This is a genomic window from Dyella sp. (assembly GCF_035486915.1).
Taxonomy (GTDB): Bacteria; Pseudomonadota; Gammaproteobacteria; order Xanthomonadales; family Rhodanobacteraceae; genus Dyella_B.
In genome coordinates this window covers 1-15,362 of sequence record NZ_DATHMR010000042.1, presented here as the reverse complement: position 1 = coordinate 15,362, position 15,362 = coordinate 1, and the positions used below count along the sequence as shown (strand labels likewise).

8 protein-coding genes are annotated in these 15,362 nt (G+C 59.3%); 5 read left to right on the top strand and 3 right to left on the bottom strand.

The annotated features are described in order from the left end of the window. Positions 1-18: 18 nt before the first annotated feature. Positions 19-384: a hypothetical protein gene (locus VK725_RS04005; protein WP_325316765.1), complete on the top strand. Its 366-nt coding sequence runs from the start codon at positions 19-21 to the stop codon at positions 382-384. 947 nt (positions 385-1,331) lie between these two features. Continuing rightward, complete coding sequence (locus tag VK725_RS04000) at positions 1,332-4,208, top strand: TonB-dependent receptor plug domain-containing protein (protein WP_325316764.1); 2,877 nt, start codon at positions 1,332-1,334, stop codon at positions 4,206-4,208. A 150-nt stretch (positions 4,209-4,358) separates the two neighbouring features. On the opposite strand, the gene VK725_RS03995 is transcribed toward VK725_RS04000, so the two are convergent. The 3 genes from VK725_RS03995 to VK725_RS03985 all read right to left on the bottom strand — a co-directional run bounded on the left by VK725_RS03995 (position 4,359) and on the right by VK725_RS03985 (position 12,268). Next, complete coding sequence (locus VK725_RS03995) at positions 4,359-7,505, bottom strand: efflux RND transporter permease subunit (protein ID WP_325316763.1); 3,147 nt, start codon at positions 7,503-7,505, stop codon at positions 4,359-4,361. A gap of 109 nt (positions 7,506-7,614) precedes the next feature. Next, positions 7,615-10,851, bottom strand: a complete 3,237-nt coding sequence (locus VK725_RS03990) for an efflux RND transporter permease subunit (RefSeq protein ID WP_325316762.1) — start codon at positions 10,849-10,851, stop codon at positions 7,615-7,617. 127 nt (positions 10,852-10,978) lie between these two features. Then, complete coding sequence (locus VK725_RS03985; RefSeq protein ID WP_325316761.1) at positions 10,979-12,268, bottom strand: efflux RND transporter periplasmic adaptor subunit; 1,290 nt, start codon at positions 12,266-12,268, stop codon at positions 10,979-10,981. 453 nt (positions 12,269-12,721) lie between these two features. Here VK725_RS03985 and VK725_RS03980 point away from each other — a divergent pair, with 453 nt between their 5' ends. From VK725_RS03980 to zapE, 3 genes are all read left to right on the top strand, one after another. Next, the gene (locus VK725_RS03980) at positions 12,722-13,243 is read left to right on the top strand and encodes a c-type cytochrome (protein ID WP_325316760.1); all 522 of its coding nucleotides are present in this window, start codon (positions 12,722-12,724) and stop codon (positions 13,241-13,243) included. 149 nt (positions 13,244-13,392) lie between these two features. Beyond that, positions 13,393-14,079: an alpha/beta hydrolase gene (locus VK725_RS03975; RefSeq protein WP_325316759.1), complete on the top strand. Its 687-nt coding sequence runs from the start codon at positions 13,393-13,395 to the stop codon at positions 14,077-14,079. A 12-nt stretch (positions 14,080-14,091) separates the two neighbouring features. Further along, a complete protein-coding gene (gene zapE / locus VK725_RS03970) occupies positions 14,092-15,210 on the top strand; it encodes a cell division protein ZapE (protein WP_325316758.1) in 1,119 nt (372 codons plus the stop codon). Positions 15,211-15,362 lie beyond the last annotated feature (152 nt).

Here is a 15,362-nt window from a genome sequence, read left to right as displayed (position 1 = left end):
CATGCCATGGGGAGCCGCATGAACGGATTGAGCCAACGCATCGTCGATTTCATCGCCGAACTGATGCCGCTGTACACCTTCCAGTTTGCCGATGGTCACGATTGCGCGTTGTCGCTCGTGGACGGCACGTTGCTCATGCCCGTCGATGAGTCGAGCAGCGACCGCGATGAAGGTTGGGTTGTCGTGTTGTGGCAAGGCGATGCACAACGCCGCTCGGAAGTGCCAGGTCCATTGATGGCTTATCAGGCGGCGCTGCGTTGCGCCGAGTTCCATGGCGTCGGTCGACTGCCCGCTGAAGTCGCTGCGCATCGACATATTCTTCTTACGCGACTGCGCGAGATCTGCGGCGATCTGTTGCACATCGAAATGGCGACGCGGTTTTGAGTCGCGGCTGATCGCGCATCATCCATCCACCACTATGTAGGCATTGCCTTTCCGTCGGGTGAGCGATGGAGCTCGGCATGCGCTTGTACGCGTGTCACTACGCATCGATTGCATCGATGTCGCATCGTGATGCGCAGTAATGGCGTGCGCATCCATGAACTTATTCGTCGCGGAGAAAAGTGTGGCAACGCGACAAATACGCGACATCACGCATCCGAAATGTGTGGTGATGTCCGTTAACACGATCCGCGAACACACCAGCATCTCGTGAAGATGTTCTTCACACTGCATGAGCGAGAAGTTTCTGCTTGCACACGACGGTGCCATAAATCGCAAATGTTATGTCGCCACTTAAATGTTGGCGATATCGCGTTTATTCCGCCGCATTTCATAACTTATTGATTCAAGGCCATCACTCGGCTCGTGTTTTTATTTCTCGATTTTGCGCACCACGACTTCTTACACATAAAGCTGACGCGTGCCTGACACTTTGGTTGTTTGCATCTAAAAAAACTAACTAAGCAAACAATTCTTTCGTGTGTATGTCTTGATAAAAAAGTGTTGATGACAGCACCGTTTGGACTATCCTCAATTTTCCAGACGGGAGTTTGTTTGGATAGCGATGGTCTCTCTTACCCCCACCCACTGGGAACCATCACTAGGCAAGGGGAACTGCTAGGCGTCTTACCCCAATCAGACGATATCTAGGGAGCACAACATTGAACATACAACATCAAAAAATCGCGATCGCGATCACAACAGCATTGGCACTGGGGAGTTTTGCATTAACAACGGCAGCGGTCGCACAAACCGCAGCACCCGATCAGCAGCAGCCGACATCGACAACACCCCAGACGTCGACGCCGAGCACTGCTACTCCAACAAACGGACAGGCACAGCCTTCCAGCTCGACACCTCAAAATTCAAAAACGTTGCAGACAGTGACCGTGACCGGTTCGCTAATTCGCAATGTTGACGTGGAAACGGCACAGCCTGTTACCGAACTCACGCACGAACAGATCCAGCAGCAAGGCTTTGTCAGCGTCGGTCAGATTCTGCAAAACGTTTCTTCGGTTGGTTCTGCGGGCACCAGCGACCAAAGCTCGCTCGGCGGCATCGTCGGTCAATACGCGAGCTTGCGTGGTTTAGGTGCGCCGCGCACACTGATCCTCGTCGATGGCGAGCGCTACACCACCGACATCTTCGGTCAGACCGACCTGAGCACGATCCCGAGCTCGCTGATCGACAGTGTGGAAATTCTGCAGGACGGCGCGTCGTCCACGTACGGTTCCGACGCCATTTCAGGCGTGATCAATATTCACACCAAGAATGTGGATGGTCTTTATCTCGATACGTACAACAGCACGTACTCGCCGGGTAACTTCGGCAAGCAGAGCCAGTTCAGTTTGACCGGCGGCAAGAAATTCTCGCGCGGTTCGTTCACGTTCAACATGACCGTGCAGAACACCGACCAGATCCTGTCCAGCCAAGCATGGTTCAGTAAAAACGGCTACTTCAGCTTCCCGAATATGCCCGGCTCAGTGGGACCGTCGGATTACGGCACCATTCTTGGCGCCAACGGCACACCGCTCGCCAATCCGTTGACGGTCAACATGGGTCAGAACGGGCTGGATATCGCCAACTACCATGTCAACACATTCGGCGTTCAATATCCGTCGCCGTACTACGCCAACGACTATTACAACTCGGCAGGCCTGGAAACATTGGAGCCGAATAGCCGTCTGCGGTCGTACACGCTGAAGGGTGATTTCAAAGTCACCGACCACATCACAGCGAAGTTCACTGGCACGTACAACACCAATAACGCCACCGACTATATCGGCGGTTATCCGCTGAGTTCGCTGACGCCAGCGAACGGTGTAAACCTCGCTTCGGCACTTGGTCTGGCGCCCGGCAGCCTCGGTTCGGCCTGGTTCCCGGCACTGTCGGCGAACAGCTATTACAACCCGATGCCCGGCAACACCCTGCAGTTCAGCCTGCCGTTGCAAGAACCCAATCGCGTCGACACCAACAACATCAAGCAGGAAGGGTTCCGCACCGGCCTGGAAGGCGACTTCTCGATTGGCGAGAACGAATTCAACTGGGATGCGAACTATGGCGATTATCGCTATATCCAGGACAGTGGTGGCCCCGGCAATCTGAATCTGGTGCATTTGTACAACGCCCTCGGCCCGTCCTTCATGGCTGCCAACGGCCAGGTGGAATGCGGTACGCCAGGTAACGTCATTGCTGGCTGCGTGCCGCTTAATCCATTCTCCGGCTCAGGCGGTCTGACTCCGGCTGAACAGAACTACCTCAACTACACCTACTTCACCCACTCGTGGAGCGAGCAGCGCGAAGTCAAAACCGACTTGAGCGGTGACATGTTCACATTGCCGCAGTCGCTGGGCGAAGGTGATGCCACGTTCGCTATCGGTGCGGATCACCGCGATGTATCCGGTGGCGTGACCCCCGATACCTATACGCAGTTGGGCTTGAACACCAACCTGCAGCAGAACCCGGGTGAAGGTTCTTACGGCATCAACGAAGCGTACGCTGAAATCAACTTGCCGTTGCTGAAGGATATGACTGGCGCGCAGTTGCTGGACTTCGACGTCTCGCATCGCTACTCGCACTACTCCAACTTCGGCACCACCAACAACAACTCGTACAAGCTGTCGTATAAGCCAATCGATGACCTGCTGCTGCGTGCCAGCTACGGCACAGGCTTTCGTGCAGGTTCGATCTCCAACCTGTACGGCGGCACGATGCAGAGCTTCACCAATTACACCGATCCGTGCGACATCAACTTCGGTCTGACGGGTAACTCGGTCGTGCAGCAACGCTGCTTGAACGGCTTCGCGAATCTGCCAGCGGTTGGCCCGGGCTTCACGCAGCTCAACACAAATGGCGTGCCGGTGAGCGGGCCCAACTCCACCAGTACCACGCCGTTCTACACCGGTGCCAATCCCAATCTGAAACCGGAAACATCCAAGAACTTTACGGCGGGTATCGTGTATAGCCCGAGCTGGTTCACGGGCTTCAACATCACGGCGGACTTTTACCGCATCCGCGTCGACAACGTGATTACGTTGCCGTCCGCCGACAGCATCCTGGACAACTGCTACCTGTTGGGTGAGGCCCAGCAGTGCGATCAGTTCCAGCGCTCTGCGACGAATGGTCAGGTTATCAACCTGCTGCAGGCTGTCGTGAACGAAGGCTTCGTTGACGAGCACGGCGCTGACTTGTCGGCGAGCTACCTGTTCCCGGACACCCCGATCGGCAAGTTCAAGATCGATACAAATGGCACCTACATCACGGAACTACGTGAGCAGGATGTCACGGGTGGTGCGGTAGTCGACTACAACATCGGTACTTACGATCCGATTCTCGGTCCGGTGTGGCGCTTCCGCGATACCACGAACCTCAACTGGTCGTGGGGTGACTGGAGTGCAACGTGGACCCTTCGCTACTTCTCCTCGCTGTCCGAATCCTGCCGTCCGGATGAGCCGGCACTCGCCGAATACTTCCCCTGCACCAATCCCAACGGCAACGTGCAGGGGCAGCAGTCAGGTATCTATCGTCAGGGCAGCCTGGCCTTTAACGATTTGCAGGTCAGCTGGACTGCTCCGTGGAAGGGTCGCATCGCGCTGGGTGCCACCGACATCTTCAACCGCCGCGGACCGTTCACCTACATCGGTGCGGAAAGCGTAATCGGTCCGTTGGGCCCGACCGGTACGGACGGCTATACGCAGTTCCCGTATAACCCACAGTACGACATCGGCCGTCAGATCTACCTGAAGTACACACAGCAGTTGTTCTGATGGGGCTTGTGCGTTGGCAGGGCTGGATGACCATCCTGCCAACGCAACAACAACACGAAAGCAAGAAAGCAAAACGCCTCCTCTGCTTGCAGTGGGAGGCGTTTTTATGGCGACTATGCGCCGACTGTTATTTCAGATTGATGCGCGTGCTCAGCCGAATCCTTTTGCCGAATACGGCCGCGCGCCGCTGCGCCGCTCGCGTCTGCGCGCACGCCATGCCGCCCAGCGTTCGCCCAGGCAGGAGAAGATGACGTAAAGCGCGGGCGTGCTGAGCAACGTCAAGCTTTGCGAAATCAACAGACCACCGATCAAGGCGATACCCAGCGGACGGCGCAGATCCGAACCTTCGCCCATGCCCACGGCGATGGGAATGGCCGCAAGAATCGCCACCATCGTCGTCATCATGATCGGGCGGAAGCGCACGAGGCTCGCTTCGCGTGCGGCTTCCAGCGGTGTCTTGCCGTGCTCGCGCTGCGCCACCAGCGCAAAGTCGATCATCATGATCGCGTTCTTCTTCACGATACCGATCAACAGCACCAGCGCGATCTGCGCGATGACGGACAGTTCGGTATTGGTGAACCACAACGCGAGCAACGCACCCACGCCGGCGGCGGGCAACGTGGAAAGAATCGTCACCGGGTGAATCAGGCTTTCATACAGAATGCCGAGCACGATGTAGACAGTAACGATGGCACCCAGCACCAACCACAGCATGCCGCTTTGCGATTGCTGGAAGCGACGGAAATCGCCGCCCACATCCAGTTTGATATCCCCGGGCAGACGCATGTTGGTGGCCGTCGCCTGCACGATCTGCAACGCTTCGCCCATGCTTGAACCGGGCGCGAGATTGAAGCTCAGATCCATCGTGGTGTACTGATTCATGTGCGACACCTGTGTCGGCGCCAGACCAGGCTTCTGATATGCGAAAGCAGACAATCGCACCATCTTGCCGTTGGTGGCCGGAACGAGAATGTCGTCAATGGAACGTGGCGTGGAGGTTTGCGAAGGAACGGCGTTCACCACCACACGATACTGATTGAGATCCGAATAAATCGTGCTGACCTGACGCTGGCCGAACGAATCGTAGATCACCGAGTCGATGGTGCCGATGTTCACACCCAGACGCGACGCCTTGTCGCGATCGACGACGATGTTCTGCTGCAAACCGGCATCGTCCAGATCGCTGCCGACATCGCGCAGCTTGGGATTCTTTCTCAGCTCATCGACCAGCTTGGGCAACCATGCCTGCAACTCGGCCGTGTCGTTGCCTTGCAGCGAAATCTGATACTGCGCTCCCTGATTGGTGCCGCCGCCGCCAAAGCTCGGCAAGTCTTGAATAGCGCGCAGGCGTACATTGAGATCCGGATATTTGGCGGCTTTTGCGCTGAGCCGCGCGAGGGCCGTCAAAGTGTCGTCCTTGCGGCCTTGGGCATGCGTCTTCAACTGAATATCGAACGAGCCCGATGCACCTTGACGGCTGCTACCCAGACGCGAACCCACGACCGCGACATCGCGATCGCGCAACAGCATGTCGATCAATCGCTGCTGACGACTCACCGAGTCCTGAAACGAAACAGTTGCCCCAGACGTTGCGCGGCCTCGGATCAAGCCCGTGTCCTGCGCCGGGAAAAGGCTGGTCTTGATCTGGCCCGACATCGCGATCAGCAAGGTCAGCCCGATCAGCATCAACGGCGTCAGCGAGAACAACAGCGCGTGACGCAGGGAAAAATCCAGCGACACCTGGTAGAACTTCAGCATGCCTTCGTGGAAGCGATCCAGCATGCGGCCGAGTTTCGACGGCTTCTCCGGTTCGCTGTGACCGCTCAGGAAGTGACCGCACAAGGATGAAGTGAGTGTCAGCGAGACAAGCGCAGACACCACGATCGCTGCGACCAGCGTCAAGGTGAATTCCTTGAAAAACATGCCGGTGATGCCACCCATGAACAGCAACGGGATGAACACGGCAACCAGCGAGGCGGTGATCGATACGATGGTGAAGCCGATCTCGCGCGCACCCGTGAGTGCCGCGTCGAGACGACTCATGCCCTGATCGATGTGGCGAATGATGTTCTCGATCACCACGATCGCATCGTCCACCACGAAGCCAATCGCAATCACCAGCGCAAGCAGCGTGAGGTTGTTCAGCGTAAAGCCCCACGCATACATAATCACCGCCGCACCCGCGAGCGAGAGCGGCACTGCTGTCGCCGCAATAAGCGTAGGAGCCCAGCGACGCAGGAACAACGCCATCACCAGCACGACCATTGCCAGACTGATCAGCAGCGTTGCCTGCACTTCATGCAGCGACGCGCGGATGGTGGGCGTATCGTCGAAATACGGAGTGAGGTTCGTGCCAGGATGCAGAAAACTTCGCAGCAACGGCACTTCGGCATTTACGCGATCGACGGTGCCAATGATGTTGGCGTTCGACTGCTTGTAGACATACATCAGGATCGCGGGCTTACCCTGGAACCACGCCGCCTGATAGGCATCCTGCTGACCGTCGTAAACCCTCGCGATGTCCGACAAACGCACCGGCACACCTTTGCCATTCGTCGAGATGACCAGATTGGCGAAGTCGGCAGCGGTATGCAGGTTGTCGTTGGCCATCACGGCCATCGTGGTCTTGCCGTTGGACAGAAAACCTTGCGGCTCGAACACATTCGCAGCGGTCAGCGCGTTACGCAGCTGATCTGGCGAAATGCCCATGGCATTGAGCGCGCGAAGGTTTACATCCACGCGAACGGCAGGTGTTGCGGCACCGAGAATATCCACTTCGGATACACCGCTTAGCTGACGCAAGCGTTGCGCCAGCAACGAATCGGCGACGTCGTAGAGATCGCGCGCCGATTGCGTATCGGAGGTCAGCGCGAACGCAATAATCGGATCGTCGTTCGGGTTGGCCTTTTCGTAGCTCGGCGGACTGTTGAGGCCGGACGGTAAATCGGGCGCCGCCGCGTTGATTGCAGCCTGCACATCGCGTGCGGCGTCATCGATGTTGCGGCCCGAATCGAACATCAGCAGAACTTGCGTGCTGCCCAGCGAGCTGGACGAACGCATGGTGTCGATGCCCGGCACCTGACCCAGATGACGTTCCAGCGGCGCGGCCACCGTGGCGGCCATGTTGTCCGCGCTGGCGCCGGCCTGGCTGGCGGTGACGAAGATGACGGGAAACTGCATGTCCGGTAGCGCCGAGACGCCCAGCAGCGCGTAGCAGATCACGCCGACCGCGAACACGCCCATCGCCAGGAGTGAAGTGCCAATCGGGCGACGGATGAAGGGACCGGAGATATTCATGCTTTCAACAACGCGCAAGGATCTGAATGGTTGAAGCCTACAGCGATCTGACGAAAAAAAGCGGGGGCGCTGAACCTACGCGCCCCCGTCCTTATTCGTCCTTTTCCTATCAGGCGGTCCGCTGGACCTGCCGCAGTGCGCGCCGCTCCCTGCGCTCGCGCAGCCAGTCCGAGAAACGCTCCATGTAGAGGTAAATCACCGGCGTGGTGTACAGAGTCACCAGCTGCGATAGCAGCAGGCCGCCCACGATCGACACACCTAGCGGACGCCGCAATTCCGCACCGATACCGTTACCCAAGGCCAGCGGCAGCGCACCGAGCATGGCGGCCGCGGTGGTCATCATGATCGGGCGAAAGCGCAGCAGACACGCGCGGCGGATCGCCTCGCGCGGCTTCATACCGGTGCGCTGCGCTTCAATCGCGAAGTCGATCATCATGATCGCGTTCTTTTTCACGATACCGATCAGCAGCACGATACCCACGATGCCATCCACCGAAAGACTCATGCCGCACAGGATCAGCGCCAGCAACGCGCCCACGCCGGCAGGCGGCAAGGTGGAAATGATCGTGACCGGATGAATGTAGCTTTCGTACAGCACGCCCAGCACGATGTAGATCACGATCACCGAGGCCAGCAGCAGCAACGCTTCATTGGTCAGCGAGGAGGAGAACTCCGCCGCTTTACCGATGAATTGCCCACGCACTTGCGGCGGGAAGTTGAGCTGCTTCTCGACCTCGTGAATCGCATCGACCGCTTGCGAGAGCGAGTAACCCTGCGCCAGATTGAACGACACCGTCACTGCAGGAAGCTGTTGCTGATGGCTGATTACCAGTGGCGCATTGGTCACTTCCGCATTCACCAGCGACGCCAGCGGAATCGTGCCGCCCGTGCCCAGAATGATGCCGGTATTGGCAACCGCGATACCGGTCGTGGTCGAGGAGTTGCTCGATGCGGCCTGACCAAACGTAGTGGCATTGCTGCCCGTCAACGCACCGCTGCCGTTGCTCTTCACCGTCAGCTGATTGAGCAATGACGTGCTGCTACGGAATTGCGGCTCCACTTCCAGCACCACGCGGTATTGGTTCAACTGCGTGAAGATGGTAGAAATCTGGCGCTGACCGAACGAGTCGTAAAGTGTGTCGTCGATCGTCTGCACCGGCACGCCGAGCGTGCTGGCTTTGTCGCGATCGATCGTGAGTTTGAGCGCGGTGCCCTGATCGGCAAGGTTGTTGTCGACATCGGCCAGTTCCGGACGTTCACGCAACGCCTGCGTCATCTGCGTGGCGTATTTGGACAGCTCATCGGAGCTCACGTCCGACATCGAGTATTGATACTCGGTAGCGGCGACACGCGTATCCAGCGTCACGTCCTGCACGGGCTTCAGATACAGCGCGACACCCGGAATATTTGCAGCGGCATTCTGCAGGCTCTGCACTACATCATCCAGGCTGCCACGCTTGTTGCGATCCTTCAGCACAATGCTCAGCTGGCCCTGGTTGAGCGTCGGGTTGATCGAACCTGCGCCGATAAACGCCGCCACACCGGCCACGTTCGGATCTTTCTGCAGCGCATCGGCCACGGCTTTGGTGCGCGCTTCCATCTGCGGGAACGCGACGTTCTGATCGGCCTGCACTACGCCAGTAACGAGGCCAGTGTCCTGTTCGGGTAGCAAGCCTTTCGGAATGACGACGTAGAGGAAGATGGTCACCGCGATCGCGACGAAGGCTACGAGGATCATCAGCTGCTGATGATCGAGCACCCAGTCGAGCGTACTTTCATACACGTTGACGGTACGCGACCACACCGTACGCTTGCCGGCGGCGGCGTGACGCTCATGTGCGTCGTCGCCTTCCGGCAACGCATCGGGTTTGAGCAAGTACGCGCACATCATCGGCGTAAGCGTCAGCGACACCAGCATCGAGATGACGACGGCGGTTGCGAGCACCCATGCGAATTCGTGGAACAGACGGCCGGTCACGCCGGGCATCAACAGCAACGGCAGGAAGACGGCGATCAGCGAGACGGTCAGCGATAGCACCGTGAAGCCGATTTCCTTCGCACCGACTTCCGCCGCCTCGATGCCTGGCTTGCCTTGCTCGATGTAGCGCACGATGTTTTCGATCATCACGATCGCATCGTCCACCACGAAACCGGTGGCCACGGTGAGCGCCATCAGCGAGAGATTATCCAGCGACATGCCGGCGAACGACATCACGCCGAACGTGCCAAGCAACGAAAGCGGCACCGCTACGGACGGAATGATCGTTGCCCACAAACGGCGCAAGAACACGAAGATCACCGCCACCACCAGGGCGATGGTGAGCAGCAGCGTGAACTGCACATCTTCGACTGAGGCACGAATGGTGATGGTGCGGTCGGCGAAGATATCCAGATGCACATCGGCCGGCAGCACGCTGCGCAATTGCGGCAAGATCTGTCGAATCTGCGCCACCGTCTGCACGATGTTGGCGCCCGGCTGACGGCGAATATCCAGCAGCACGGCCGGCTTGCCGTTCGCCCACGCAGCGAGCTGATCGTTTTCGACGCCATCGACCACTTTGGCCACATCGGCCAGACGCACCGGTGCATTGGTCGTGCTGTTGTACGAAATGATGGTGTTCTTGTATTCAGCGGCGGTCGCGAGCTGATCGTTCGTGGAAATCGTGTACGACTGCGTGGCGCCGTTGAGCGTGCCCTTCGGTGCGTTGACGTTGGCTTCCGTGAGCGCATTGCGCACGTCTTCCATCGTCAAGCCGAGATTGGCCAGCTGCGCAGGATTCACCTGGATACGCACAGCTGGACGCACGTTACCGGCAATCGACACCAAGCCCACGCCCTGCACCTGCGAGAGCTTCTGCGCGAGGATCGAGTCGGCCAGATCGTTCACATCGCGCAGCTGGCGGCTGTCGGAAGTGAGCATCAAGGTCATGATCGGCGCGTCAGCCGGATTCACGCGATTGTAGACCGGCGGATAGGGCAGCGTGCTCGGCAACGTGCCGCGTGCCTGATTGATCGCCGCCTGCACGTCCTGCGCCGCGATATCGATGTCGCGATCCATGTTGAACTGCAACACGATGGTCGACAGACCCGCGGAGGAATCGGACGTCATCATGTCCAGGCCGGAAATCTGGCCGAGATTGCGTTCCAGCGGCGTAGTCACCAGCGATGCCATGGTGGACGCGCTCGCACCCGGATATTGGGTGGTGACCACCAGGCTGGGGGCTTCGATTTCCGGTAGCGCCGATACCGGCAGCTCGCGATAACCAAGCACGCCCAGCAGTAGCACCGCCACCATCAACAGTGCGGTGGCGATAGGCCGGCGAATGAAGAGCGAGGAGAATCCCATGGGTCGTCGGAACCGTCAGTTAGGTGCGGTCGCGTTTGACCGTCCGTGAAAAGATTGGTGGCAAATCCGTGTGCTTTCACGCAACGCGCTCGTTTGAATCGAGCGCGTTGCATGCATGGCGATGGTCTTAAGAGTTGCTAGACCCACGGCGACCACCACCCTGCTTCCATTTCTTCTTGTCGGCATCCGATGCCGCCGGTGCCTTCGGCACTTCGCCCGGCTTCAGCGCCTGAACCTTGCTGCCCGGCTTCAGGCGGAACTGACCTTCGGTCACCACCTGATCGCCCACATTCAGACCGTTACTGATCATCACGTGGCTGTCGCCCACTTCACCGGCAACGGTCACCGGCGCCATCGCGACGGTTTGATCCGGCTGCAGCTTGTAAACGAAATCGCCATCCGGACCGCGCTGCACGGCTTGCGCGGGAATCACCAGACCGCCGGACACCGTGTGCGTGCGTAGCTGCACGTTCACGAACTGACCCGGCCACAACGAGCTCTGCGGGTTATTGAACTGCGCGCGTAGCTTGAACGTGCCTGTGGTGGTGTCGATCTGATTGTCGATCGTCTGCAGGAAACCGGTCGTATCCAGCGGATGCGCATCGCTGCGGTCGAGCGCAATCACTTCCAGCTTGTCGGTACCGTTCTGGAACGCGCCGCGCACGGCTTCGAGATTCTGCTCGGGCAGATTGAAGATTACGTAGATCGGCTGGATCTGCGTCAACGTCACGATCGAGGTGGTGGTCGTCACCACGTTGCCGGGGTCGACATTGCGGATGCCGGCCACGCCATCGATCGGCGAGATGATCTTGGTGAAATCGAGCTGCACTTTTGCCGAGCGGGCGGCCGCTTCATCGGCGATCACAGTGGCCTTCAGCTGTGCCACGTTGTTGCGGAAGGTGTCCATGTCCAACGCGGCGACGTAACCGTTGGCGACCAACTTCTGGTTGCGGTCCAGCGTCGAGACGGCCGTTGAGAGCGATGCTTCGTCCTGCTTCTGTTTGGCAACCGCCTGATCGTAAGCCGCCTGGAAGGTGCGTGGATCGATCTGGGCAATCACATCGCCCTTCTTCACCGCCTTGCCTTCCTGGAAATTGATCGTCCACATCTGACCGGCAACCTGCGGATTCACCGTCACGGTGTTCAGCGCAGTGACCGTACCCAGCGCAGTGAGGTACACCGGCACGTTCTGACTGACCGTGGGTTCCACCGTCACCGGCACGGGCGTGTTGTCCTGACCGGGACCACCGGGCTGATTCTGTCCCTTTCCGTCGTTATCGCCACTGCCTTGACCGCCACCATGGCGATGACTACCTGCAGCAGTTTGTGCTTCAGGTTTGTGCAGCAAGCGGAATGCGACCCCACCCACCACAAGCACGGCGATCACGATCAACGCGATCTTCCAAAAACGCGACATTTGAAACTCCTGGAATGAACGGGAGGCCCACCCGACCCCACCGAAACGAATAACGCACTCGTTGTCCTAAGCCTTGGAAATAAGCATAGGGGCAGCTCAACGAGGTTGGACAATGCCGGTTGACAGGGGTGCCGCATGACCGATGGCAGGGTCCATAACCCCAGAGCGTATCAGGCGAAGGTGACCATGTGTCTGCACTACACACTTCTTAATAGACCTGTTTAAACAATCTACAAGCAGATCGCGGCCCACGCCGATGGCGAGAACCCGCGAGCGGCCTCTCAAACTTGCCGCAGGCTTCGTCTATACTCCGGGGCTTATTGCCAAAGGGGACTTCGGAATTCCGGACGAACCGCGGCAACGTCGCCGGGGGGCGGCAAAGCGCGCCACAGGGGACGTGGTGGCGTTCCAGATTAATCATGAGTTGACTGGAGTACTTGCGTGAGCGGTTCCATGAGCAAATCCGACCAGAGTTTCCTGCGTCAGTTCTCGTTGCTTATCGCCGGCCTCGGCGTGCTGACCCTGGTCCTGATCTACACAGCCTGGACAATCTACGAGCACGAGCCGAAGGAAGTCGATCCGAACGCCGCGCAACAACTTTCCGCCAGCCTCGCGCCGAACGGGGCCGTGTACGCGGGCAACACCGGCCGTGCCGCGATGGAGGCCGCGCAAGCTGCCGCCGCCAAGGCCGCCGCCGCACAAGTCGCCTTCGGCGGTTCCACCGATGGCAAAACCATCTTCGATGGCGTCTGCACCGCCTGCCACACGGCTGGCGTGCTCGGCGCGCCGAAAGTTGGCAGCAAGGATGCGTGGGCGCCGCGCATTGCCGAAGGCGTCGACACGCTGGTCCAGCATGCACTCGACGGCTATCACGGCCCGGACGGCAATACGATGCCGGCGAAGGGTGGCAATCCTTCCTTGAACGAAGCACAGGTCAAGGCCGCCGTCACCTGGATGGTCAGTCAGTCCAAGTAATCCTTCACGGATATTCCCAACGCCGCCAGCGGGCGGCGTTGTTGCTTGCGCGGATACGTAAGTTACGGACTGCTATCGTGCAAAGGTTGCCGCCGCCCACACGCGCGCTGGAAAAACGCGCAACGAGCGGGCCGGTTATCATTCCCGTCATGACCTCCCCCGCCCCCACCCCCGAACCGTCCACCTTCCCGGACGAAACCACCGAGTTCACGCTGCAAGGTCCTGTTGGTCTTCTTGAGGCCATCAGCGATGTAGCGGAACCTGCCGACGCGCGCCGGGGCGTCGCCGTGATCTGCCATCCCAATTCGAAAGACGGCGGCACGATGCGCAACAAGGTCGTGACGATGCTCGAACGCAGCCTGCGCGAATCGGGCCTGGACACCGTGCGTTTCAATTTCCGCAGCGCAGGCGATTCGGCCGGCACCTACGACAATGGCATCGGCGAGAGCGACGATCTCGCGGCGGTAGTCGCGTGGGCGCGCAAGATGCGTCCCGATGACGCATTGTGGCTGGCCGGATTTTCGTTCGGCAGCTACGTCACCCTGCGCAACGCCGTGAAACTGAAAGCCGATGCGCTGATCAGTATCGCGCCGCCGATCGGCCGCTGGGAACATGAAACGCTCGCGCTACCGACCTGTCCGTGGCTCGTCGTGATGGGCGAGGAAGACGAAATCGTCGAGCCGCAAGCGGTGTTCGACTGGATCGACAGCCTCGAGCAACCACCCGAGCTCATCCGCATGCCGGAAACCGGCCACTTCTTCCACCGCCGCCTGATGGATCTGCGCGGTGCGGTCAAACATGCGGTCCAGGACTGGCTGCCACCGCGCCGCCACTAAGTAGCTACGTTTATGTCCGACACAATACCCGGCGCGCCCAGCGCGCGTTACCAGGAAGGCGTCGCCGCGCATCGCTGGACATCCGATCCGGCACAAGTGGCGGTGCTGCCTGAATTCGATCGCATGCATGCGGCATTCGCCGTCAAAGACGAAAACAACGGCGGCCTGTTCGGCCGTCTGAAATCGCTGCTGGGCGCGGAGGAACGCGTCGCTGTGCCAGGCTTGTATTTGTGGGGCAGCGTCGGCCGCGGCAAAACCTTTTTGATGGACCTGTTCGCGTCCAGCTTGCCGCAAGGTGTCGCATTGCGGCGGCACTTTCATCGCTTTATGGGTGAAGTGCACGAGCGATTGCGCGATCTGGGAGAACGGCAAGATCCACTTGTCGAAGTAGCTGCAGGCATTGCGGCGCGTTGCCGCGTACTGTGCCTCGACGAATTTCTCGTCAACGACATTGGCGATGCGATGATTCTTGCCAATTTGTTTGAGTCATTGTTTGCGCGTGGCGTGACGCTCGTGACCACCTCGAACACCGCGCCGAGCAATCTCTACAAGGACGGTTTGCAGCGCGCACGTTTTCTGCCTGCCATTGCATCGATCGAAGCGCATTGCCATGTCGTCGAGATGATCTCCGCGCACGATTGGCGTCTGCGCGCGCTCACGCACGCGCCGGTCTATCACACACCACCGGGGGCGGAAGCCGAACGTGCACTGGCACGTATCTTCTCCAGCCAGGCGCAGGGCGACGTCATCGACGGCGGCGCGATCACGATCAACGATCGCTCCATTCCCGTTCGTAAGCGTGCCGACAACATCTTCTGGTTCGACTTCGCCGCGTTGTGCGACGGTCCGCGCGCCGTGGCCGATTACATCGAACTGGCCAAGACGGGGCCGGCGATCATCATCTCCAATGTGCCGCAATTCACTGTCTACAGTGAAGACCAGGCCAAGCGTTTCGTGCAGCTGGTAGATGAGTTCTACGACCGTCATGTCAAACTCATCCTGTCTGCTGCCGCGCCAATCACCGAGCTCTACGACGGCGAGCGCCTGCGTGCCGAATTCGGCCGGACCGAATCGCGCCTGATCGAGATGCAGAGCGAGGAATATCTCGCTCTGCCGCACCGCCCGGAGTAATCACCCAGCGCCCTTCTCCGCTGGCGGCACAAGCTGCTACCGTGAAGGCCTCGTTGACCGGCCCGGGAGTCGCCATGCTCAGTGTTATCGCCATCGCTTTGCTCATGGGCGCGCCGCAGGCCGCGACAACATCGGACGACACCTTCACCGAG

Coding starts and splice junctions, on each gene's coding strand:
- VK725_RS04005 (WP_325316765.1), top strand. CDS start 19: ATGAACGGATTGAGCCAACGCATCGTCGATTTCATCGCCGAACTGATG.
- VK725_RS03995 (WP_325316763.1), bottom strand. CDS start 7,505: ATGAATATCTCCGGTCCCTTCATCCGTCGCCCGATTGGCACTTCACTC.
- VK725_RS03990 (WP_325316762.1), bottom strand. CDS start 10,851: ATGGGATTCTCCTCGCTCTTCATTCGCCGGCCTATCGCCACCGCACTG.
- VK725_RS03985 (WP_325316761.1), bottom strand. CDS start 12,268: ATGTCGCGTTTTTGGAAGATCGCGTTGATCGTGATCGCCGTGCTTGTG.
- VK725_RS03980 (WP_325316760.1), top strand. CDS start 12,722: ATGAGCAAATCCGACCAGAGTTTCCTGCGTCAGTTCTCGTTGCTTATC.
- VK725_RS03975 (WP_325316759.1), top strand. CDS start 13,393: ATGACCTCCCCCGCCCCCACCCCCGAACCGTCCACCTTCCCGGACGAA.
- zapE (WP_325316758.1), top strand. CDS start 14,092: ATGTCCGACACAATACCCGGCGCGCCCAGCGCGCGTTACCAGGAAGGC.